This is a genomic window from Microbacterium sp. Cr-K20, assembly GCF_000708325.1.
Taxonomy (GTDB): Bacteria; Actinomycetota; Actinomycetes; order Actinomycetales; family Microbacteriaceae; genus Microbacterium.
Genome location: NZ_JARE01000028.1, coordinates 53797 through 75643, shown reverse-complemented (window position 1 = coordinate 75643; position 21847 = coordinate 53797). Strand labels below are relative to the sequence as shown.

General features: G+C 68.5%; 18 protein-coding genes and 1 tRNA gene. 8 read left to right on the top strand and 11 right to left on the bottom strand.

The window, feature by feature from the left end:
* Positions 1-5 precede the first annotated feature (5 nt).
* A complete protein-coding gene (gene glmU, locus GZ67_RS0104900) occupies positions 6-1436 on the bottom strand; it encodes a bifunctional UDP-N-acetylglucosamine diphosphorylase/glucosamine-1-phosphate N-acetyltransferase GlmU (protein WP_029262598.1) in 1431 nt (476 codons plus the stop codon).
* Between the two features lies 1 nt (position 1437).
* Positions 1438-1509, bottom strand: a tRNA-Gln gene (locus GZ67_RS0104895).
* A 126-nt stretch (positions 1510-1635) separates the two neighbouring features.
* On the opposite strand from GZ67_RS0104895, the gene GZ67_RS0104890 reads away from it, so the two are divergent.
* The 3 genes from GZ67_RS0104890 to GZ67_RS0104880 are packed head-to-tail and all read left to right on the top strand — an operon-like array spanning position 1636 to position 3578.
* Positions 1636-2133 (top strand): GNAT family N-acetyltransferase, encoded by a 498-nt coding sequence (locus GZ67_RS0104890; RefSeq protein WP_029262599.1) that lies wholly within the window; start codon positions 1636-1638, stop codon positions 2131-2133.
* A gap of 7 nt (positions 2134-2140) precedes the next feature.
* Positions 2141-2635, top strand: a complete 495-nt coding sequence (locus tag GZ67_RS0104885; RefSeq protein WP_029262600.1) for a MarR family winged helix-turn-helix transcriptional regulator — start codon at positions 2141-2143, stop codon at positions 2633-2635.
* A gap of 19 nt (positions 2636-2654) precedes the next feature.
* Positions 2655-3578 (top strand): pseudouridine synthase, encoded by a 924-nt coding sequence (locus GZ67_RS0104880; RefSeq protein WP_197021055.1) that lies wholly within the window; start codon positions 2655-2657, stop codon positions 3576-3578.
* On the opposite strand, the gene GZ67_RS0104875 is transcribed toward GZ67_RS0104880, so the two are convergent.
* The 5 genes from GZ67_RS0104875 to GZ67_RS0104855 form a co-directional block, all read right to left on the bottom strand.
* Positions 3565-4224, bottom strand: coding sequence for a methionine ABC transporter permease (locus GZ67_RS0104875; protein ID WP_029262602.1), 660 nt, complete (start codon positions 4222-4224; stop codon positions 3565-3567). The two genes, GZ67_RS0104880 and GZ67_RS0104875, sit on opposite strands and share 14 nt — an antisense overlap.
* The gene (locus GZ67_RS0104870; protein WP_029262603.1) at positions 4224-5267 is read right to left on the bottom strand and encodes a methionine ABC transporter ATP-binding protein; all 1044 of its coding nucleotides are present in this window, start codon (positions 5265-5267) and stop codon (positions 4224-4226) included. Before GZ67_RS0104870 ends, GZ67_RS0104875 begins: the two co-directional genes overlap by 1 nt.
* Positions 5268-5364: 97 nt before the next feature.
* A complete protein-coding gene (locus tag GZ67_RS0104865) occupies positions 5365-6276 on the bottom strand; it encodes a MetQ/NlpA family ABC transporter substrate-binding protein (protein ID WP_029262604.1) in 912 nt (303 codons plus the stop codon).
* Positions 6277-6379: 103 nt separating this feature from the next.
* Positions 6380-8149 carry a Na+/H+ antiporter gene (locus GZ67_RS0104860; protein ID WP_029262605.1) on the bottom strand — a complete coding sequence of 590 codons (1770 nt, stop codon included), beginning with the start codon at positions 8147-8149 and terminating at the stop codon, positions 6380-6382.
* Positions 8150-8189: 40 nt separating this feature from the next.
* Positions 8190-10013: an ABC-F family ATP-binding cassette domain-containing protein gene (locus GZ67_RS0104855; protein ID WP_029262606.1), complete on the bottom strand. Its 1824-nt coding sequence runs from the start codon at positions 10011-10013 to the stop codon at positions 8190-8192.
* A gap of 56 nt (positions 10014-10069) precedes the next feature.
* Here GZ67_RS0104855 and GZ67_RS0104850 point away from each other — a divergent pair, with 56 nt between their 5' ends.
* Together GZ67_RS0104850 and GZ67_RS0104845 are read left to right on the top strand one after the other, a co-directional pair.
* The gene (locus tag GZ67_RS0104850) at positions 10070-10918 is read left to right on the top strand and encodes a spermidine synthase (RefSeq protein ID WP_136025732.1); all 849 of its coding nucleotides are present in this window, start codon (positions 10070-10072) and stop codon (positions 10916-10918) included.
* Between the two features lie 80 nt (positions 10919-10998).
* Positions 10999-12381, top strand: a complete 1383-nt coding sequence (locus tag GZ67_RS0104845) for an HNH endonuclease signature motif containing protein (RefSeq protein ID WP_029262608.1) — start codon at positions 10999-11001, stop codon at positions 12379-12381.
* 58 nt (positions 12382-12439) lie between these two features.
* On the opposite strand, the gene GZ67_RS0104840 is transcribed toward GZ67_RS0104845, so the two are convergent.
* The 4 genes from GZ67_RS0104840 to GZ67_RS0104825 all read right to left on the bottom strand — a co-directional run bounded on the left by GZ67_RS0104840 (position 12440) and on the right by GZ67_RS0104825 (position 17748).
* Positions 12440-13558 (bottom strand): substrate-binding domain-containing protein, encoded by a 1119-nt coding sequence (locus GZ67_RS0104840; RefSeq protein WP_029262609.1) that lies wholly within the window; start codon positions 13556-13558, stop codon positions 12440-12442.
* 61 nt (positions 13559-13619) lie between these two features.
* A complete protein-coding gene (gene mmsB, locus GZ67_RS0104835) occupies positions 13620-14987 on the bottom strand; it encodes a multiple monosaccharide ABC transporter permease (RefSeq protein ID WP_029262610.1) in 1368 nt (455 codons plus the stop codon).
* Positions 14984-16525 (bottom strand): multiple monosaccharide ABC transporter ATP-binding protein, encoded by a 1542-nt coding sequence (mmsA, locus tag GZ67_RS0104830; RefSeq protein WP_036303631.1) that lies wholly within the window; start codon positions 16523-16525, stop codon positions 14984-14986. Before mmsA ends, mmsB begins: the two co-directional genes overlap by 4 nt.
* 209 nt (positions 16526-16734) lie before the next feature.
* On the bottom strand, positions 16735-17748 hold the full coding sequence (locus GZ67_RS0104825; protein WP_029262612.1) for a LacI family DNA-binding transcriptional regulator: 1014 nt from the start codon (positions 17746-17748) through the stop codon (positions 16735-16737).
* 180 nt (positions 17749-17928) lie between these two features.
* Here GZ67_RS0104825 and GZ67_RS0104820 point away from each other — a divergent pair, with 180 nt between their 5' ends.
* The 3 genes from GZ67_RS0104820 to GZ67_RS0104810 all read left to right on the top strand — a co-directional run bounded on the left by GZ67_RS0104820 (position 17929) and on the right by GZ67_RS0104810 (position 21840).
* Positions 17929-19413, top strand: a complete 1485-nt coding sequence (locus GZ67_RS0104820) for an amidohydrolase family protein (RefSeq protein WP_029262613.1) — start codon at positions 17929-17931, stop codon at positions 19411-19413.
* Between the two features lie 142 nt (positions 19414-19555).
* Positions 19556-20944 (top strand): serine hydrolase domain-containing protein, encoded by a 1389-nt coding sequence (locus GZ67_RS0104815; RefSeq protein WP_029262614.1) that lies wholly within the window; start codon positions 19556-19558, stop codon positions 20942-20944.
* Positions 20941-21840: a serine hydrolase gene (locus tag GZ67_RS0104810; protein WP_029262615.1), complete on the top strand. Its 900-nt coding sequence runs from the start codon at positions 20941-20943 to the stop codon at positions 21838-21840. Before GZ67_RS0104815 ends, GZ67_RS0104810 begins: the two co-directional genes overlap by 4 nt.
* The last annotated feature ends 7 nt before the right edge of the window (positions 21841-21847 follow it).

The window sequence follows — 21847 nt, the reverse complement described above, 5'->3', positions numbered from 1 at the left end:
TCCGCCTATTCCGCCGAATTCTCGCGGGACGCAGCATCCGCCGCGCCCGTCCCTGCTCTGTTCTTCGCGACCCAGCCTTCGATGTTGCGCTGGGGTGCGACGGTCATGGCCAGTGCTCCGGCCGGGACATCCTTGCGGACGACCGCGCCGGCGCCGGTCTTCGCGCCAGCTCCCAGCCTAACGGGCGCGACGAGCACCGTGTGCGAGCCGGTGTGCACCTCGTCGCCGATCTCGGTGCGGTGCTTGTTCACGTCGTCGTAGTTCGCCGTGATGGTGCTCGCTCCGAGGTTGACGCCGCGGCCGATCGTGGCGTCGCCGACGTAGGAGAGGTGCGGGACCTTGCTGCCCTCGCCGATCTCGGCGTTCTTCGTCTCGACGTAGGCCCCGATCTTGCCCTTGGCGCCGAGGACGGTGCCGGCGCGGAGGAACGAGAACGGGCCGACCGTGGCCTCCGCGCCGATCACGGCGAGGGTGGCATCCGTGCGACGGACGGTCGCGTCCTCGCCGACCTCGCAGTCGACGAGGGTCGTGTCCGGTCCGATCACGGCACCTGCGGCGATGAACGTGGCACCCAGGATGTGGGTGTTCGGAAGGAGCGTGACGTCGGGCGAGAGCTTCGCGTCGTCGTCGATCCAGGTGGTGTTCGGGTCGATGACGGTGACGCCCTCGAGCTGCCAGCGACGCACGATGCGCTGGTTGAGCAGGCGACCGACCTCGGTCAGCTGTGCACGGTCGTTCACCCCGAACGTCACCGAGATGTCGGAGACGACGGATGCCGCCACCCGGTCGCCGTCGCGGCGGAGCAGGCCGGGCACATCGGTCAGGTACATCTCGCCCTGCGCGTTGTCGAGACTGAGCTGCGGCAGGTACGTGCGCAGCGTCGAGGCCCGGAACACGTACATCCCGGCGTTGATCTCGCGGACCGCGGCTTCTTCCGCACTCGCGTCCTTCTGCTCGACGATGCGGTCGACCCCACCGTCGGCATCGCGGACGACGCGTCCGTAACCCGTCGGGTCGTCGACCAGTGCGGTCATGAGCGTGGCCGGCGCACCGGACGCACGGTGCTCCTCCACGAACGCGGAGAGCGTGTCGGCGTCGGCGAGCGGGCAGTCTCCGGAGAGCACGAGCACATCGCCCTCGAAGTCGCCGGGAAGGGCGTCGACCGCCACCTGCACGGCCCGCCCGGTTCCCGGCACGTCGTCCTGGTCGACGAACACCGCGTCGGGGTAGTCCTTCGCGAGGGCGGCGACCACCTGATCGCGCTCGTGCCGCACGACCACCTCGACGTGCGCGGCCTGCAGCCGCCCTGCGGTGGTGAGCACATGCCCCACCAGAGGGCGCCCGCCGATCGGGTGCAGCACCTTGGGCAGACGCGACTTCATGCGCGTGCCCTGGCCTGCAGCGAGGACGATGATGGCGAGATTGTTCCCAGTCATGCTCCGCCGCCAGGACTCGAACCTAGACCTAACAGCTCCAAAGGCTGTCGTGCTGCCATTACACCACGGCGGACCGCGCCGCCCAGGAGGGCACCGCGGGGTCAAGTCTGCCATGCTCCGGCCTGTGTTCCGATGTGCGCGGATGCCGCCCCTCCCGCGCCGTCATGGTTCGGAAACACGCCTCTGGGATGCTGACACCATGAGCATCGTGATCGAAAGGGTCGAGACGGCGACCCCCGCCCTCGCAGAATTCCTGGTCGCCCACCACGCCGAGCTGGAGCACACCGCGCCCGCGGAGAGCCGTCATGCGCTGGTCTTCGAGCGCCTGCTCGCTCCCGGTGTCCGGCTGTTCGCCGGCTCGATCAACGGCCGCCCGGTCGCCACCGGCGCGCTGGCCACGGTCGAAGACGGCCACGAGGAGCTCAAGTCGATGCGCACGGATCCGGCCCTGCGCGGCCGCGGACTCGGGAAATCGATGCTGGCCTTCCTCCTCGCCGATGCGCAGGAGCGCGGCATCCGTCGACTCTCGCTCGAGACCGGCAGCGACGACTTCTTCATCCCGGCACGCGCGATGTACGCGGCGGCGGGCTTCCGCGAGTCAGGCCCGTTCGGCCGCTACGTCCCCGACCCGTACAGCGCCTTCATGACCCTCGAGCTTTCCGTGGTGTCCGTCACCCCTGACCCGCACACGCGATAATGGGCGGATGAGCGAGGTGGATGAGGTCGACCGGATCGTCGGCGCGTGGAACACCCAGCGTCCCGACCTCGACTTCTCACCCCTCGAGGTGCTCTCGCGGATGGACCGCCTCTCGCGCCATCTGGACCGCGCCCGCCGCGACGTGTTCCGTCGCAGCGACCTGGAGCACTGGGAGTGGGATGTGCTCTCGGCCCTGCGCCGCGCAGGCGCGCCGTTCCAGCTCTCCCCCAAGCAGTTGCTGCAGCAGACCCTGGTCTCGAGCGGCACGATGACCAACCGGATCGACCGGCTCGTCGGCCGCCGCTTCGTGCGCCGCGAGGCCGACCCCGGCGACGGGCGCAGTGTGCTCGTGACGCTGACCGACGACGGGCGCATCCGCGTGGATGCCGCCATCACCCGCCTCGTCGACGTGGAGGCCGACCTGCTGCAGGCGCTCTCGCGCTCGGACCGGGATCGCCTCGCCGGCCTGCTGCGCAAGCTGAGTCTGAGCTTCGACACGTGAGCGGCTGCGCCTGATGGGCATGCCCTCTCCCCTCCCGGTGCGCGACGGCGTCGGAGCGACCCGACTGCACCTGCCGCTCACCGGCTCCTGGCCGACGGTCGCCGCGTACATGGTCGAGCGCTTCTTCCACCTCGATCCGGAGCGTCTGCTCGAACGGTTCGACCGCGGCGACATCGTCCGGGCCGACGGGTCGCCCGTCCCCCGCGATGCACCGCTCGGCAGCGTCGAGTTCGTCTGGTACTACCGCGAACCCGCCGTCGAGACCCGGATGCCGTTCGAGATCGAGATCCTGCACCGGGACGACCATCTCGTGGTGGTCGACAAGCCGCATTTCCTGCCCACCACCCCCGGCGGCAAGTTCCTGCAGAACTCGGCCCTGGTGCGGCTGCGCAACCTGCTCGACAATGCCGACCTCGCGCCGATCCACCGTCTCGATCGAGCGACGGCCGGACTGCTGATGTTCTCGACGCGCCCCGCGACCCGCGGCGCCTACCAGCTGCTCTTCGAGAAGCGGCAGGTGCAGAAGGTCTACGAAGCGGTCTCCGAGCTCCCAGAGAACGGGACGCCTCCGTCGTTTCCCGTCGTGTACCGCAACAACATCGAGAAGCTCCGCGGACAGGTGCGCGTGCAGGTCGATGAGTCCAAGGAGCCGAACTCCGAGACCCTGGTCGAGCTGATCCGTACCGACGACCGCGTGGTGCACACGCTGCTGCGACCGCACAGCGGCAAGATGCACCAGCTTCGGGTGCATCTCGCCGCCCTCGGCATCGGCATCCTGAACGACCGCTTCTACCCCGAGCTGCAGGAAGATCGGCCGGACGACTACGACCGACCGCTGCAGCTGCTGGCGCGCGAGTTGCGCTTCGTGGACCCGATCAGCGGGCAGGACCGGGTGTTCACCACGCGCCGCACCCTGCAGGAAGCACCCGTCAGCGACGCATGACCTTGCGGGCCAGGCGCGTGCCGAGCATCTGCACCAGGTGCACGAACACCACGATCAGGACGATCGCCGCCCACATGACGAGCGGCTCGAACTGCCGGAAGCCGTAGATCTGCGCGAACGCACCGAGCCCGCCCCCGCCGACGAGCCCCGCCATGGCCGTCATGTCGATCAGCGCCACGAGGATGAACGTGTAGCCGAGGATGAGCGGCCCGAGCGACTCCGGGATGGCCACGGTGAAGAGGATGCGCCACGGGCCGGCTCCCATCGCCCGCGCCGCCTCGATGACTCCGGGAGAGACCGAGACGAGGTGCTGCTCCACGATGCGCCCGATCGCGAACGCGGCGGCGAGACCGATGATGAAGGCGCCGGCGGTGGTGCCGATGCCCACGCCCACGACCGCGCGGGCGAGCGGCTGCGCGACCACGAGGAAGATGATGAACGGGATCGGGCGGAAGAAGTTCACCACGAGGTTCGCGAGCACCGAGATGACCCGGTTCGCTGCGAGGCCACCGGGGCGCGTGACGTACAGGATGATGCCGATCGCCAGCCCGAGGATGCCGCCGAGCACCAGCGCGAACGACGTCATATACAGGGTCTCGAGTGCGGCTGCCCAGAACTCGGGCCACAGTTCGTTCAGACGCTCCATCAGCGGGCCTCCTCTGCGGCGATCTCGGTCACTTCGACGCGTTCGGCGATGCGGGCGAGCGCACCGTCGATCGCTGCGGCGTCACCACGGATCGCGAGCGTCAGATGCCCGAAGGCGCGCCCGCGGATGTCGTTGATCCCGCCGAAGACGAGCTCGAAGTCGAGGCCGGCACCGGCGAGGTCGAGGAACACCTGCGCCTGCGACGAGTCGCCGTCGCGGAACGAGAACGTCACCAGGCGGCCCCGGTGCCGCTCGCGGAGCACCGCGAGTTCGGCCGGCGACGGCACGCCCTTCACGACCGTGCCGACGAAGCGCTGGGATGCCGGGTTCTGCGGAGCGGAGAAGACGTCGAACACGTCGCCGTGCTCGATCACGCGGCCGTTCTCCATGACCGCGACCTTGGTGGCGATGGTCTGGATGACGTCCATCTCGTGCGTGATGATCACGATCGTGACGCCCTGCTCCTGGTTGACCCGCTTGAGCAGGTCGAGCACCTCGTGCGTGGTCTGCGGGTCGAGGGCGCTGGTGGCCTCGTCGGCGAGGAGGATCGCGGGGCCCGTCGCGAGGGCCCGTGCGATGCCGACGCGCTGCTTCTGACCGCCCGAGAGCTGTTCGGGGTAGGCCTTGGCCTTGTCGGCGAGGCCGACGAACGACAGCAGCTCGGCGACCCGCTTCTCGATGTCGTCCTTGGACCAGCCGGCGAGCTTGAGCGGGTAGGCGATGTTGGCCCTGACGCTCCGCGAGGAGAACAGGTTGAACTGCTGGAAGATCATCCCGATGCCGCCGCGGACCCCGCGCAGCTCGCTCTCCTTGAGCGCGGTGATGTCGACGCCGTCCACCGTGATGGTGCCGCTCGTGGCCGGCTCGAGGGCGTTGATCAGCCGCACGAGCGTGGACTTGCCGGCGCCCGAGTATCCGATGATGCCGAAGACGTCGCCCTTCTCGATCTCGAGGCTGACGTCGTCCACGGCGACGACCTCTGACCCCTCACGGGTGCGGGGCGGATAGGTCTTGGAGACGTTCGTCAGGGTGACGATCGGCATGGGCTGCTCCGGTCTGCTTCGGGAACGAAGAATCGGGTGACGCTTCTCGCGGCACCCGATTCTCCCTCATCGGACGAAAGGGGGTTTCCCCGTCCTCCTACTTCTTCGAGTCCGCGTCCTTCTGGACCTTCTCGAGCGACGCGACGAGGTCCTCGACCGGGGTCTGCAGCGCCACGGCGGTGTCGCCCGAAGACTTCAGCAGACCCTTCTGGACGTCTTCATTCGTCTGGAAGATCTCGACGAGCTTGAGGTACGTCTCGTTGTCGGCGTCCTCGGCCCGCGCGGCGAAGATGTTCACGTACGGCAGCGCGCCGGCATCCTCGGGGTCGTCCTGGGCGATCGCGTCCTCGAACGAGAGACCGGCGGGCTCCACGAAGTCGTTGTTGATGATCGCGGCGGCGACGTCGGGCAGCGACGTCGGGACGATCGCGGCCTCCAGCGCCTTGACCTTGACCTCGGACTTCTCGGTGTCCACATCGGCGAGGTCGGAGTACGGGGTGCCACCGCTCTTCAGCTCGATGAGGCCGGCCTGCTGCAGCACGTTCAGCGCGCGGGCCTGGTTCGAGGCGTCGTCCGGGACGGCGACGGTCTCGCCCTTCGGGATGTCCTTCACGTCGTCGTACTTGGTCGAGTACAGACCGAGCGGGTAGATCGCGGTCGACCCGATCGGGGTCAGGTCCGCACCCGAGGCGTTGTTGTACTCCGCGAGGTACACGATGTGCTGGAACTGGTTCAGGTCGATCTCACCCTCGGTGAGCGCCGGATTGGGCTGCTCGTAGGAGCCGAAGTCGACCAGCTCGACGGTGATGCCCTCCTCGGCTGCGGCATCGACGAATGCGGGCCACTGCTCATCGCCCTTGCCGACGACGCCGATCTTCACGACCTCGTCCTCGGTCGAGCCCGCGCTGCCGGAACCGGCTTCGGAGGATGCCGTCGCGCAGCCTGCGAGCGCGACGAAGAGCGGGACCGCGGCGAGTGCGGCGATGACGGAAGTGGTGCGGCGTGACATGGGAAGGAGTTCCTCTCGTGGGGGGACTCGAATACGTTAGGCAGACGCCATCGAACGTGCGGAATCGCGTCGTCACACGGCGTCACAGCCCGCTCGGCGCAGGTTAGTCGAACTCCTCGATCCCCTGCAGACGCACCTGCTCGAGGTCGAGGCGGGCCGAGATGCGGCGCACGACGAGGTCGTCGACCGTCCCCGCACCGCGCAAACCCAGGAGCACCTCGCGCTTGCGGTCGATGAGGGCGAGCTTGAGGCGCGTGTGCTCCTCGTGCCGGATCAGCGGCGAGCGCTGCGCGAGGTCGACGTCGGCCGAGGTCGCGATCATCTGCAGAACCGTCCCGTCGGTGCCATCGGGCCCCGTGGCCTGATCCACTCCCCCGCTCGGTGCCGGATCTTCTTCGGGCGGATCAGCGGCTCCGGCACTCAGCGGATCGGGCTCGTCGAGCATCTCGTCCAGTGCGTCGGCCTCCGCGTCGACGATCGCCTGCTCACGCGCCAGTGTGCGCGCGTTCGCGAACTCGAGCATCGCGTAGCCCTCGGTGCGCACACGGTCGCGGACCTCCTGCCCGATGCCGTGCTCGGCGGCGAGATCGTCGAGGGCCGCGAGCGCCGCACCCGAGATCGCCCGCTCGGCGAGCTCGTACTCCTCGTCCTCGACATGATCGACGGGGAACCGCGCCCAGCGCACGAGCGCGGGGAGCAGCGGGGCCTGCACGAGCAGGCTCAGCATGATGACTCCGGCCGTGACGAACACGATCTCGTCGCGTCCGGACACCACCCCGCCCTCGGTGATCGTGGCGGGGACCGACAGCGCGATCGCGAGCGAGACCGCACCGCGCATGCCGGCCATGGTCGACACGACGCGCGCCCGCGACCGGGCTCCCCGCGCCGGACGCCCACCGGTCTGGCGCTGGAAGAGCACGTTCAGCACCTGGAACACGTAGCGCACGACCAGGAGGGTCGCCCACACCGCGAGCGTGATCAGCACGAGCCGGCCGATCGCCGCCGCCGAGATCTCGTGCACGACGTACTGCACCTCGAGGCCGATCAGCACGAACAGCGCGCCGTTGAGCAGGAAGACTCCGAACGGCCAGGCCGCATCGGCCTGTCGTCGGGAGGACGCCGTCGTCACGCGCGGCGACACGTAGGCGACGATGAGCCCGGCGACGACGACCGCGAGAACGCCGGAGGCGTGCACCATCTCGGCAGCGAGGAACGCCGTGAACGGGATCAGCAGCAGCGCCACGTTGATCACGATCGTCGAGGAGGTACGCCGCAGCAGCAGATAGCCCAGACCGGCGATCACGACGCCCGCCGCGATCCCGCCGACGTAGGAGATCAGCACGTCGAGTGTCACGGAGAGCGGTGTGATCTGGCCGCCGAGCGCAAGCGACACCGCGATCGCGTACAGCACGAACGCCGTGCCGTCGTTGGTGAGGCTCTCGGCCTTCAGCTTCATGAACGTGCGGCGCGGCAGCAGCCGTCCGAGCGCCGCGACAGCGGTGGCATCCGGCGGTGCGACGGCGGCCCCCAGGATGAGCGCGATCTCCCACGGCATCCCGAACAGCACGCCGATGCCGGCGACCGCGAAGGCCGACGCGACCACGAGGACCGTGCTCATCGGGAGGATGTAGCGGAAGTCGCGGCGGATCGAGCGCAGCGACGTCGTGAGACTCTCCCAGAACAGGATCACCGGGAGGAACAGCAGCAGCACCGTCTCCGGTGGCAGCTGCACTTCACGCAGCGGCGGGACGAAGCCGAGCAGCAGTCCGAAGATGACCAGGACGAGGGGCAGCGCGAGACGCACGCGCGGGGCGATCAGGGTTCCGACGAGAATCGTGAGTCCGAGCAGGACCGTTACTTCGAGGCCTTCCATCCCTACCTCCCAACAGCGTCAGGAGAAGGATATTCCTCGGTCAGCCAATCTCCTCGGTGAGTTCGAACCAGCGCAGCTCCAACTCCTCGATCTCGGCCTGCTGATCGCTGATCTTCTTCATGCGATCGCCGAGTCCCGCATAGTCGGCCTGATCGTGATCGGCGAGCGCGGTCTTGGCGGCATTGACCTGCTGCGTCAGCTTCTGGATGCGCCGCTCGAGGGAGGAGATCTCCTTCTGCGCCGTGCGGAGAGCCGCGCCGTCGAGACCTGAGGCGTTTGCCGTCGCCGTCGCCGTAGCTGCCGACGTCGCAGTCTGCTTCGAGCCCGCCGACGCCTGCAGGTGGCGCAACCGCAGGTACTCGTCGACGCCTCCGGGAAGGTGCCGCAGGTGGCCGTCGAGGATCGCGTACTGCTGGTCCGTGACGCGCTCCAGGAAGTACCGGTCGTGGCTGACGACCAGGAGCGTGCCCGACCAGGAGTCGAGCAGGTCTTCGATGGCGGCGAGCATGTCGGTGTCGAGGTCGTTGGTCGGCTCGTCGAGGATCAGCACGTTGGGCTGGTCGAGCAGCACGAGCAGCAGCTGCAGACGGCGCTGCTGACCACCCGAGAGGTCCTTGACCGGGGTGGAGAGCTGGGCGGAGTCGAACCCGAGGCGCTCGAGCAGCTGTCCGGGCGTGAGGTCCTGCGCCTTCGAGCCGGCACCCATCGAGTACGAGGTGCGCAGCCCCGAGATGATCACGCGCACCGGGTCCTTCCAGCGCTGGGTGAGCTCGTCGAGCCGCTGGGTGAGGGTCTGCACCTTCACGGTCGTGCCGCGCTTGACCCGGCCGACCGTGGGTTCCACGGTGCCGGAGATGAGCCCGAGGAGCGTGGACTTGCCGGCGCCGTTCACCCCGAGGATGCCGGTGCGCTCCCCCGGCGCGATGCGCCACTCGATGTCGCGGAGCACGACCTTCTCGCCGCCGTCCGCCGTCGGGTAGGTCACGCCGACGTCGAGAAGGTCGACCACGTCCTTGCCGAGACGCGAGACGGCCAGCGACTGCAGCGACACCTTGTCGCGGATCTCGGGCACGTCGGCGATGAGCTCGTTGGCCGCGTCGATGCGGAACTTCGGCTTCGCCGTGCGGGCGGGAGCACCGCGCCGGAGCCAGGCGAGCTCTTTCTTGGCCAGGTTCTGTCGCTTCGCCTCGGTCGCCGCCGCCATCCGGTCGCGCTCCACGCGCTGCAGGATGTACGCCGCGTAGCCGCCCTCGAAGGGCTCGACGATGCGGTCGTGCACCTCCCAGGTCTCGGTGCAGATCTCGTCGAGGAACCACCGGTCGTGGGTCACGACCATGAGCGCGCCCGAGTTCGGCGACCAGCGCTTCTTGAGATGCGCGGCGAGCCACGTGATCGCCTCGACGTCGAGGTGGTTGGTGGGCTCGTCGAGGGCGATGACGTCCCAGTCGCCGGTGAGCAGCTTCGCGAGCGACACCCGGCGCCGCTGGCCACCGCTGAGCGAGCCGATCTCGGCATCCCACGGCAGATCGGTGAGGAGCCCGTCGATCACGTCGCGGATGCGCGCATCACCCGCCCACTCGTACTCCGGGGTGTCGCCGACGACGGCGGCGCTGATCGTGAGGTCGTCCGGCAGGTTGTCGGCCTGGTCGAGCACGCCGATCCGCGTGCCGCCGCGCACCGTGACGCGGCCGGAGTTCGGCTCCTTGATGCCGGCGAGCATGCCGAGGAGGCTGGACTTCCCGTCGCCGTTGCGGCCGACGATGCCGATGCGGTCACCCTCTTCGATGCCGAGGGTCACGGAGTCGAAGACGACCCTGGTCGGATATTCGAGGTGCAGGGCTTCAGCCCCGAGAAGATGTGCCATGTTCCTTCCAGGGTAGCCGCGCGCGATGGGTACGGCGGCCAGCCTAAAATCGACGGGTGCCAAGTAAACGCCGGGTGTTCTCGCTCATGCTCGACGATCGCAAGGCGAAGCTGGTGCAATCGCGAAGGCGACCAGGTCGCTACGAGCTCAGCGTCGACGGGATCCCGCAGTCCGTCGTGTCGATGACGGATCCCACCGAACTCGAGTACGCCTACACCCAGCACATCGCCAGGGCGATGGATGCCGCGGCCGAGCCCGGTGCACCGCTGTTCACCGTGCATCTGGGAGCCGGAGCACTCACGCTGGCCCGCTATGTCGAGGCCACGCGTGCCGGCTCACCCCAGCTCGTGGTCGAGTTCGAGCCCGCTCTCTACGACGCGGTGATCGCCGCGCTGCCCCTGCCCCCGGGCGCTGATGTGCGGGTCATCTTCGGCGATGCGCGAGCGGTCGCCGACGCGGAGCTCCCGGACGAGTGGGCGGATGCCCGCTTCACCGTGGTCGACCTCTGGGATGCCGCCGTCATCCGTCATCACGTGGCCAGCCAGGAGTTCTACCGCCGGGTCGCCGCGCGCTCCGCCGCAGACGGCGTCGTGGCCGTGAACCTGCTCGACGGGCATCCGTTCGAGTATTCACGGCGACAGGCAGCCACGCTGAGCTCGGTGTTCGATCACGTCGCCGTGGTTCTCGACGCGGAACCGAACGATGACGAAGGGCCGCTCGGCAACGTCGTCGTCTTCGCGAGCGATGAGCCACTCGACGTCGTGACGACTCCCGACCTTCTCGGCACGCCGCGACCGCACATGCTCCATGACGATGAGCTGACGTCGTGGATCGCCGACGCGCGCATCATGACCGACGTCGACGGCACGGACTCCCCCGACCCCGACGACCCGATCTGGGATTAGCGGAGACAACGGCCGAATCGGATGCCGGAATCCCGGGGAACATAGTTTCGAATGTCGGTGGTCTGTGATGGACTGAAGTCATGACCGCACTGCTCGACGCGACCGACACCCAGATGGCGATGCTCGCCGATCTGGTGGCGTCGCTCGAGGCGGCCGAGGCGACTCTGAGCAGCATGCACGCGGCCCGAGACGGCATGCTCGCGATGGCCGGTCGCCTGGCGATCGACATCGCCCGCGAGGCCGCGCATCCCGATCATGGCGACATGGCGATCCGCACGGTGGCGGCCGAGATCGGCGCCGCGCAGCATCTCAGCGACCGCACGATCGAGCGGCGGATGGCCGACGCCTCCTGGCTCGTCGAGCGCTTCCCTTCGGTGTGGGAGGCGCAGGGCGCGGGGCGCATCAGTGGCGCTCATGCGCGGGTGATCGTCGACGCGGGCGCCCACCTCGACGATGCGGCCGACCGACAGGCCTATGCCGCCGAGGCGGTGGCGATCGCCGAGACCGAGTCCCCGAACCGGCTGCGACGGCTCGCACGGCGCCTGGCCGAACGGTTCCAGGAGCGCACGGTCAGCGAACGGCACCGCGAGGCGCGCAAAGGCCGCCGCGTGTGGACGAGAGATCTCGACGACGGGATGGCCGAGCTCGGCACCCGCGGCCCGGCCGCGCTCATCCACGGCATGTTCGACCGGCTCTCGCAGATGGCGCATGCAGTGAAGCAGGACAATGCCCACGTGGCGAGAGATTCCGGCCCCGATGGCCCGCCGGCAGACGAGCGCACGATCGACCAGTTGCGTGCCGACCTGCTCGCCGACCTCCTGCTCACGGGCACGCCGGCAGGACACGACACGACCGACGGACTGCTCGGCGAGATCCGCGCCCGCGTCGAGGTCTCGGTGCCGGTGATGTCGTTGATGGACGATGACCGCGATGTTCCGGATGCCGCCGCTTTCGCGCGCACGCCCGGCGATGTCGGATGCGGGCGCTCCGGCGGCTCCCTGCCGTCCGTCCTCCCGCCTGCCCTGCTCGACGGCATGACGCCGATCGACATCACCACCGCCCGCAGGCTGGCCGGCTCGGCCATGGGCTGGGATCGTGTGCTGACGCATCCGATCTCCGGCGCGCTGCTCGCTGTCGACAGATACCGGCCGAGCGAGCAACTGCGGCGACATCTGCGCGCGCGGGATCAGCGGTGCCGGTTTCCCGGGTGCGGGATCGTGGCGCGGAAGTGCGATCTCGACCACAATCACGCGGCCTCGACCGGAGGCGCGACCACAGATGTGAACCTCGCGGCGTTCTGCCGACGACATCACATGCTCAAACACCACTCCCCCTGGCACGTCGAACAGCGTGCGGGCGGCGTGCTGGAGTGGACGAGCCCGACCGGACGCACTTACATCGATCGGCCGCCTCCCCAGAACACGGTGACGTTCACGGAATCGGCAGTTCCGGTTCCGTTCTGAACACAGCGAACGGGCCGCCCGAACCCGAAGGTCCGGACGGCCCGTGGATGCTGCGGTATTACTGGTACGACTTCACGATCTCGAGGAGGCTCGGGACGTTGGCGTACGCCTCGGCCGCGTTCTCCTTCGTGACGATGACCGGCGGCAGCAGGAACGCGGGAACGACCTTCACGCCGTTGTCGTACTGCTCTTCGTCGTTCACGTCGACCTCTTCGCCCTTCTGGAGCTGGCCGACCATCTTGATCGACTGCTCGACGAGGAGCGTGGTGTCCTTGTTGATCGTGGAGTACTGGATGCCCTCCATGATCGACTTCACCGACTCGACCTCGGAGTCCTGGCCGGTGACGACCGGGACGTCCTTGCCCGCACCCTGCACCGAGGTGATGATGGCGCGAGCGAGCGTGTCGTTCGGGGACAGGACGCCGTCGAGCGCCTCAGAGCTGTAGGTCGACGTGAGGATCGAGTCCATGCGGCGCTGGGCGTTCTCGGCCTTCCAGCCCTCGGTCGCCGTCTGGGCGATCTCGGTCTGACCCGAGACGACCTTCAGGGTGCCGTCGTCGATCTTCGGCTGGAGGACCTCCATGGCGCCGTTGAAGAACACCGCGGAGTTCGCGTCATCCGGCGAGCCCGAGAACAGCTCGATGTTGTACGGAGCCTCGTGGCCCGCACGCTCGGCGAGACCGTCGAGCAGAGCCTGACCCTGGAGCTTGCCGACCTCGAAGTTGTCGAACGCGACGTAGTAGTCGACGGCCTCCGTGTTCTCGATCAGACGGTCGTACGCGATGACGGCGACACCGGCGTCGCGGGCGGCTTCGACCTGCGTCGCGAGCTGCTTGCCGTCCTTGGCGCCGATGATGATGACCTTGGCGCCACCGGTGACCATCGCCTGGATCTGGTTCTGCTGCTCGGCGACCGTGTTGCTGGCCGGCGCGTACTGCACGTCGGCCTTGAACCCGGCCTTCTCGAGTCCGTCGGTGAACAGTTGACCGGCGAGGACCCAGTTCTCCGAGGTCTTGTCCGGAAGGGCGACACCGATCGTGGCGTCGGCGGCGAAGCCTGCTGCCGCCTCGTCGCCACCATCGGCGCCGGTGTCTCCGCCACGCTCCGAGGAGCAGCCGGTGAGGGCGAAAGCGCCCACGGCGACGATCGCTGTCGCCGTAAGAAGCATCTTCTTCATGTGATCTCTTTCTCTGGTGTGTGTAGGTCTCGACGCGTGTGCGTGCGCAGTGAGACCCCTACTATCCGCGCGTCTCGTCGACGGCGGGGGCTTCGTACTTCTGGTTGGTGGGGTAGTTCGCCTTCGGGTCGAAGGTGTCGGTCATCGGATCCTCCTTGCGGCCGAAGCGACGCGTGAGGAAGCCGGTGATCGACGGGCGGCCCTGCTGCTTGTTCCAGACGTCGACACCGACGGCGAACAGGAGCACGAGGCCCTTGATCATCGAGACCACGTCGGCACCGGCGCCCAGCAGCGCGAGACCGTTGTTCAGGAACGCCATCACGAGACCACCGATGATCGAGCCGATCACGGTTCCGATACCGCCCGAGACGGCCGCGCCACCGATGAAGACCGAGGCGATCGCATCCAGCTCCCAGCCGTTGCCGTCCTGCGGCCCCGAGGCCGTGGCCCTGGCGACATAGATCATGCCGGCCAGCGAGGCGAGCACCGACATGTTCATCATCACGAAGAAGTCGACCCAGCGGTCCTTCACACCCGACAGGCGCGCGGCCTGGCGGTTGCCGCCGACAGCGTAGATGTGGCGGCCGAACACGGTGTTGTTCGTGATGAACGAGTAGAGGATGACGAGGGCGAGCAGGATGATGCCCGAGATCGGGAAGCTGGTGCCCTCACGGCCGGTGGCGAACAGCCATCCCGCGACGAGGATCACGACCGAGATCAGCACGACCTTGGTGACGCTCACCCACAACGGCGCCATGTCGGCACCCATCTTGTGCTGGATGCGACGGGTGCGGATCTCCCAGAACACGATCCACGCGACGCCGAGCAGGGCGAGCAGCATGGTGAAGACGTTGAAGGGCACGGGGATGAACGACAGCTCGGGCAGGTAGCCGGCGCCGATGACCTTGAAGCCCTGCGGGACGGGGATCGACTGCGAGTCGCCGACCCACTGGTTCGCACCACGGAAGAACAGCATGCCCGCCAGCGTCACGATGAACGCCGGTACCCCGACATACGCCACCCAGAACCCTTGCCAGGCACCGACGAGCACGCCGACGCCGAGACCGAGGAGCACGCCGAGCGGCCAGGGGAGATTCCAGTCGGCCATGGCCTTCGCGACCACGATGCCGGTGAACGCGGCGACCGAGCCGACCGACAGGTCGATGTGACCCATGATGATGACCATCACCATGCCGATCGCGAGGATCAGGATGTACGAGTACTGGTTGACGACGTTGATCAGGTTGCCGGACGAGAGCGTGAGGCCGGTGCCCTTGAAGATCCAGGTCAGCACCTGGAAGACGACCAGGATCACGACGAGGCTGCCGAGGATGCCGAACTGGCGGAGGGTCGACTGGCCGCCCCCGAACATCTTCGTGATGTCCTTGAAGTGGAAGCCGCGCTTCGTTGCGGTGGTGTCGGTGGTCATGCGGATGCTTTCTGGTTCGTCGAGGTCATGCTGCGCATGAGGTCCTCGGGTGTCGCCTGGTCGGCCGGGATGCAGTCGGTGACCCGACCTTCGAAGACGGTGTAGATGCGGTCGGAGATGCCGAGCAGCTCGGGCAGCTCGCTGGAGATGACGATGACGCCCTTGCCCTGTGCCGCGAGCTGGTTGATGATCGCGTAGATCTCGTACTTCGCTCCGACGTCGATGCCGCGGGTCGGCTCGTCGAGGATCAGCAGGTCGGGGTCGGTGAACATCCACTTCGCCAGCACGACCTTCTGCTGGTTTCCGCCGGACAGCTTGCCGACCCCCTCCTCGACCGAGGGCGTCTTGATGCGCAGGGCCTTGCGGTAGTCCTCCGCCACGGCGAACTCGGCGCGCGCATCGACGACGCCGCGCTTGGCGATCTTGGAGAGCTTGGCGGCGACGACCGAGCGCTTGATGGTGTCGAGCAGGTTGAGCCCGAGCACCTTGCGGTCCTCGCTGACGTACGCCAGGCCGTGCTTGATCGCGGACGAGACGTCGTGGAGCGCGACCTCCTGGCCGTCCTTGATCAGGGTGCCGGAGAGGAAGTTGCCGTAGGAGCGACCGAAGATGCTCATGGCGAACTCGGTGCGCCCGGCGCCCATGAGCCCGGCGATGCCGACGACCTCGCCGCGGCGGACGTTGATGTTCGAGCCCTTGACGACCATGCGCTCCGGGACGGTCGGATGCTGCACCCACCAGTCCTTGACCTCGAAGAACACCTCGCCGATCTCGGGCGTGCGGTCGGGGTACCGGCTCTCGAGCGAGCGGCCGACCATGCCGCGGATGATCCGGTCCTCGTTGATCTCGCCGCGGGAGATGTCGAGCGTCTCGACCGTGCGGCCGTCGCGGATGATCGTGATCTCATCGGCGATCTGCTCGATCTCGTTGAGCTTGTGGCTGATCATGATCGACGCGATGCCCTTGGCCTTGAGGCCGAGGATCAGGTCGAGCAGGTGCTGGGAGTCGTTCTCGTTGAGCGCGGCGGTCGGCTCGTCGAGGATCAGGAGCTTGACCTCTTTGTTGAGCGCCTTCGCGATCTCGATCAGCTGCTGCTTGCCGACGCCGAGGGTCTTGATCTGCGCGTCCGGGTCCTCACTCAGCCCGACGCGGGCGAGGAGCTCGATCGTGCGCTCCTTCTGCGCCTGCCAGTCGATGCGTCCGCCGCGGGAGATCTCGTTGCCGAGGAAGATGTTCTCGGTGACCGAGAGCTCGGGGATGAGCGCAAGCTCCTGGTGGATGATCGCGATGCCGGCCTGCTCGCTGGCGACGATGTCCTTGAAGCGCTGCTCCTCGCCGTACAGCAGGATCTCACCCTCGTAGGTCCCGTACGGATACACCCCGGAGAGGACCTTCATCAGGGTCGACTTCCCGGCGCCGTTCTCCCCGCAGATCGCGTGGATCTCGCCGGCGCGGACGGTGATGGAGACATCGGCCAGCGCCTTGACCCCCGGGAACTCCTTGGTGATGCTGCGCATCTCCAAGATCGGGCCTGACACAGTCGGCAACGTTGCAGTGGTGCTCACGGATCATTCCTCGCGACGTGCGGTCACCTTCAATGTGACCGTTCACATCGATATATCGTCGTCTTCTGACGGACCGCTGTCAAGTCCGCGCCGGGATTTCGTGTCGCTACCGTGATGCACAGGCATTGCGCAGGCATGGCGCAGCACCATCGCGTCTGCGACGCACCGCGGTTTCTCGACGGTCAGCGTGATGCAGCGGATTCGCGCGCACGCAGGATCGTCTGCAGCGGGCCGAACTCCGGCACCTGCTCACCACGGATCTGCGCGAGCAGGATGCGCACGGCGCGGCGCCCGAGCTCGGGGAAGTCCTGGTGCACGGTGCTGAGCGACGGAGCCACATGCGCCGCGACGGGGATGTCGTCGAAACCGATCACACTCACGTCGTGCGGGACGCGTATCCCCGAGTCGCGGAACCCGTGCATCAGCCCGATCGCCATGAGGTCGTTCGCGGCGAACACGGCGGTGAAGTCGCGGCGGAGGGCGAGCTCCTTGCCCGCGAAGTACCCGAAGTCCGCGGTCCAGTCGCCGCGGATCGGCGGGAACGTGGGCAGATCGGCCTCGCGCAGTCCGTCGAGGTAGCCGCGCATGCGCGACTCGGCCTCGATCCAGTCCTGGGGTCCAGCCAGGTGCAGGATGTCGCTGTGACCGAGCGAGATCAGGTGCTCCGTCGCCGCTCTGGCACCGGCGACCTGGTCGGCGGACAGGCTCACCCCGTCCGAGCCGGATGCCGTCTGCAGCGTGACGAACGGCATGTCGACGGACATGCCGCGAAGGACATGGAACACCCGCACCTGCGGCGCGAGCACCACGATCCCGTCGACCTGCTCGCGCGAGAGCTGCCGCACCGCGTTGCCGATCGCCTCCGGACTCGTCGCGGGGAGGTTCAGGGTCGAGACCGAGTACCCCTCCTCGCGCGCCGCATCCTCGATCCCGGCGATGGATGACGTCGGACCGAACTCCCCGATGGTCGCCGAGAGGATCCCCAGCATGTTCGACTTGCTGGTGACCAGCGCCCTGGCCGCGAGATTCGGCCGGTAGTCGAGCACGGCGATCGCGTCGAGGACCTTGGCCTTCGTCTCGGGACGGATGCTCGGATGATCGTTCAACACCCGGGACACGGTCTGATGCGAGACCCCGGCGAGCCGCGCGACGTCGCGGATGCTGGGCAGCCGCGCACGCTCGGAGGCGGTGGACATCACTTGCCTCCTCGCGTGTGCACGGTCACATCGTCACTTCATTATGTCTGCTGGGACGCGCGCACGCACCTCTCGCCGACCGTCGCCGCGCGTCGCCGGTTGTGCGGGAGCACGGGAACGTACACCCGGTTTCGTCGGACTGCACCGGAACGGCCTCCCCCAGCATGGCATCGTGACCACGTGGACACTCTGCTGCGCGGCGGGCGCGTCATCGACCCGAAGACCGGATCCGACCGGATCGCCGACCTCCTGATCACAGAGGGACGGGTGGCCGCCGTCGGTGATGCACTCACGGCACCGGTGGATGCCGACGTCGTCGACGCCACGGGTCTCATCGTCGGCCCCGGCTTCGTCGACCTGCACAGCCACGTGCACTCGATCGCCGGACAGCGTCTACAGGCGATGGACGGCGTCACCACCGCACTCGACCTCGAAGCGGGCCTCATGCCGATCGCCGAGGCGCTGGCGCGTGCCGCGGCAGACGGCCGCCCCCTGAACTACGGATTCTCCGCCTCCTGGTCGCAGGCACGGGCGTACGCGCACCTCGACCGGGCGCCCGTCGCCGACTTCGCCGCGTCGATGGACCTGCTCGGCACGCCCGAGTGGCAGCGCGCCTCCTCCCCCGCCGAACGCCGCCGCTGGTTGAGCCTGCTCGAGGACGAGCTCGGTGCCGGCGCACTGGGGATCGGTGTGCTCATGGGCTACGCGCCCCGCTCCGACCCGGACGAGTATCTGGAGCTCTCCCGGCTGGCCGCGGCCGCACATGCCCCGACGTTCACGCACGTGCGCGAGCTGATCGAAGCCGACCCCCGCACGCCGATCGACGGGTCGGAGGAGCTCGTCCGCGCGGCCGCCGAGACCGGCGCCGCCATGCACCACTGCCACGTGAACAGCACGTCGCTGCGCCACATCGACCGCGTGCTGGCCCTGCTCGACCGCAGCCGCGCGGCGGGCTCCCGCGTGACCGTGGAGGCCTATCCCTACGGCGCGGGCAGTACCGCGATCGGCGCGTTCTTCCTCGCTCCGGAGAAGCTCAAGGGACTCGGCATCACCCCGAGCTCGCTCGTGCTCGTCGACACCGGCGAGCGCATCGCCGACGAGGCCCGGCTGCGCGAGGTGCGCGCGACGGACCCCGGCGCCGCGTGCATCGTGACGTTCCTCGACGAAGCCGATCCCCTCGACCGCGCGCACCTGGACCGTGCCCTCGCCTACCCCGATTCGATCGTCGCGAGCGATGCGATGCCGATCTCCTGGGCGGCAGCCGACGGTCGGACCGTGTACGAGCAGCGCGACTGGCCCCTGCCATCCGGCGGGCACACGCATCCGCGCACGGCCGGGACGTTCACGAAGTCGCTGCGTCTCATGGTGCTCGAGAGCGACACGTGGACCTGGCCGGAGGCCTTCCGTCGCTGCTCATTCCTTCCGGCGCGGGTGCTCGACGAGGTCTCCTCGGGCATGCGGGGCAAGGGGCATCTCGCTGTCGGAGCCGATGCCGACATCGTGGTCCTCGATCCGGCGACCCTCACCGACCGGGCGACCTACTCCGACCCGACCCGGCCCTCGCGGGGCATCCGCTACCTGTTTGTGCACGGCACCCCCGTCGTGCACGCCGGGGAGATCGTGACCGAGGCCCTGCCGGGGCGCCCCGTACGAGGGAACGCCTGAAGCATCGATCCTTCGTCCGGGCGAACCAAGGTCCGCGCAAGTCTCGTCGCCCGACACCAACGGGCCGGCGGAGCACGCGAATAGTCTCGGCCCATCGCCGTCGCCTCGAATGCGACGACCCACTCGATGTAGAGGAGCGCACGTGTCCGACCTGAACGAAATCGGCAGCTGGGTGCGGGAGAACCTTCCCGCGATGCTGGCCGACGCGCACATCCCCGCGGCATCCGTCGCGATCCTGGCCGACGGTGAGATCTTCACCACCGCCGCCGGAATCCTGAACCGCAACACCGGTGTCGAAGCCGACGTGGACTCGGTCTTCCAGATCGGCTCGATCACCAAGACCTGGACGGCGACGCTCATCATGCAGCTCGTCGACGAGGGACTGCTCGACATCGACGCCCCGGTGCGCGACACCGTGCCCGCCTTCGCGATCGGCGACGATGCGGCGGCGAGCACGATCACGGCCCGGCAGCTGCTGAGCCACGTGAGCGGCTTCGAGGGCGATCTCTTCAACGACACCGGGGTCGGCGACGACGCCGTGGAGAAGTACCTCGCGACGATCGCCGACGCCCCGCAGCTCTTCACCCCCGGCGAGCGCTTCTCGTACAACAACGCCGCCTTCGTGGTGCTCGGCCGCATGGTCGAGGTCCTGCGCGGCACGTCGTACGACCAGGCGCTGCGCACGCACCTCGCCGGTCCGCTGGGCCTGACGCACGTGGCCACCACGGCCTCCGAGGCGATCATGTTCCGCGCCGCGCTCGGGCACATCCCGGCCGAGGGCAGCGACGAGCCGGTGGCCGCCCCCGTGTGGAATCTGGTGCGCTCGAACGCACCCGCCGGGTCGATGCTCGCCATGACCGCGCATGATCTGGTGAGCTACGCGCGCATGCACCTGGACGGCGGCGTCGCTCCCGATGGGACGCGCATCCTGTCCGAGGAGAGCGTCCGCGCGATGCAGGAGCGTCAGGTCGATCTCCCCGAGCTCGGCCTGATGGGCGACGCGTGGGGCCTGGGCTGGGAGATCTTCGACTGGGAGGGCGGGCCCGTGATCGGCCACGACGGCGGCACGATCGGGCAGAACGCGTTCCTGCGGATGGTTCCCTCCGCGGGGGTCGCCGTGGCGGTCCTCACGAACGGCGGGCAGACGGTCGACGCTTACCACGCCATCACCTCCCGAGTGCTCACGGCGCTGGCCGGGGTCACGATGCCCGCGCTGCCCACGATCCCGGAGACGCCGGTCGAGGTCGACGTGGACCGCATCCTCGGCACGTATTCGTCGTCGGTCTCGGACTCGACCGTGCGACTCGACGACGACGGCCGCATCTGGCTCGAGCGCACCATGAAGGGGATCTTCGCCGAGCTGGGCCCGGCGCCGGAGCCGGTCGAACTCGTCGGCTGGACGACCGACACGCTGCTCCCCCGCAAGCAGGAGCGCGGGATGCGCATGCCGCACGCCTTCGTCGGCGACGACGGCACCGGACGTGCGCTGTACCTGCACACCGGACGAGCCGACCGCCGGGTCGACGCATGAGCACCGCCACGGCGACGGCGCCGGATATTGCGGCGCTCTTCACGGAGGCCGGCGCGACCGGGTTCCTGCACGCGCGGGAGATCGGCGAAGAGGGCGGGCCCGAGGTGAGCGTCGACGCCGACGAGCCCGTGGTGCTCGCCTCGGTGTTCAAGATCCTCGTGCTCACGGCCTACGTGCGCGCAGTTGCCGCCGGGGAACTCGACCCGACCGAGCGGACCACCGTGACGGCGCGCTACCGCATCGGCGGCGTGGGCACCGCCGGGTTCTCGGACGACGTCGAGGCCAGTTGGCGCGACCTCGCGCAGAACATGATGACCATGAGCGACAACGCCGCCACCGACGTCGTGTACCACCGGCTCGGGAGTGATGCCGTGAACCGGGTCATCAGCGACCTGGGGCTGCGGCACACGCGGCTCGTGGGGTGCTGCGAAGACCTGTTCGCCTCGGTCGTCTCCGATCTCGGCGGCACACCCGACAGCGACCTCGACGAGCTGTTCGAGGGGGCGAGCGCCGAACAGATCCTCGCACTCGACGCGGTGCATCCGGCCAAGACCTCGCACTCCACCCCGCGGGATGTCACGACACTGCTCTACGCGCTGTGGACCGACACCGCGGCGACGGCCGAGGCGTGCCGTCAGGCCAGGGACATCATGGCGCAGCAGATCTGGCCGCACCGGCTGAGCTCCGGCTTCCCCCCGGGTGTCCGTATCGCGGCGAAGACCGGCACGCTGCCCACCTGGCGCAACGAGGCCGGCGTGGTGACCTATCCCGACGGCCGGCAGTACGCGGTGGCCGTGTTCACCCGCGCCGCGTCGCTGGCCGAACGACAGCCTCTGGTGGACGCCTCGATCGGCCGCGCGGGCTTCGCGGCCGTCGAGCACCTGCGCGCCCTCTGACCTGATT

Excerpts from the sequence above, each read along its gene's own strand:
- GZ67_RS0104810 (WP_029262615.1), top strand. The coding sequence starts at position 20,941 with ATGAGCACCGCCACGGCGACGGCGCCGGATATTGCGGCGCTCTTCACG.
- GZ67_RS0104890 (WP_029262599.1), top strand. The coding sequence starts at position 1,636 with ATGAGCATCGTGATCGAAAGGGTCGAGACGGCGACCCCCGCCCTCGCA.
- GZ67_RS0104855 (WP_029262606.1), bottom strand. The coding sequence starts at position 10,013 with ATGGCACATCTTCTCGGGGCTGAAGCCCTGCACCTCGAATATCCGACC.
- GZ67_RS0104870 (WP_029262603.1), bottom strand. The coding sequence starts at position 5,267 with ATGCCGATCGTCACCCTGACGAACGTCTCCAAGACCTATCCGCCCCGC.
- GZ67_RS0104865 (WP_029262604.1), bottom strand. The coding sequence starts at position 6,276 with ATGTCACGCCGCACCACTTCCGTCATCGCCGCACTCGCCGCGGTCCCG.
- GZ67_RS0104860 (WP_029262605.1), bottom strand. The coding sequence starts at position 8,149 with ATGGAAGGCCTCGAAGTAACGGTCCTGCTCGGACTCACGATTCTCGTC.
- GZ67_RS0104880 (WP_197021055.1), top strand. The coding sequence starts at position 2,655 with ATGCCCTCTCCCCTCCCGGTGCGCGACGGCGTCGGAGCGACCCGACTG.
- GZ67_RS0104840 (WP_029262609.1), bottom strand. The coding sequence starts at position 13,558 with ATGAAGAAGATGCTTCTTACGGCGACAGCGATCGTCGCCGTGGGCGCT.
- GZ67_RS0104825 (WP_029262612.1), bottom strand. The coding sequence starts at position 17,748 with ATGTCCACCGCCTCCGAGCGTGCGCGGCTGCCCAGCATCCGCGACGTC.
- GZ67_RS0104845 (WP_029262608.1), top strand. The coding sequence starts at position 10,999 with ATGACCGCACTGCTCGACGCGACCGACACCCAGATGGCGATGCTCGCC.
- GZ67_RS0104885 (WP_029262600.1), top strand. The coding sequence starts at position 2,141 with ATGAGCGAGGTGGATGAGGTCGACCGGATCGTCGGCGCGTGGAACACC.
- glmU (WP_029262598.1), bottom strand. The coding sequence starts at position 1,436 with ATGACTGGGAACAATCTCGCCATCATCGTCCTCGCTGCAGGCCAGGGC.
- GZ67_RS0104875 (WP_029262602.1), bottom strand. The coding sequence starts at position 4,224 with ATGGAGCGTCTGAACGAACTGTGGCCCGAGTTCTGGGCAGCCGCACTC.
- mmsB (WP_029262610.1), bottom strand. The coding sequence starts at position 14,987 with ATGACCACCGACACCACCGCAACGAAGCGCGGCTTCCACTTCAAGGAC.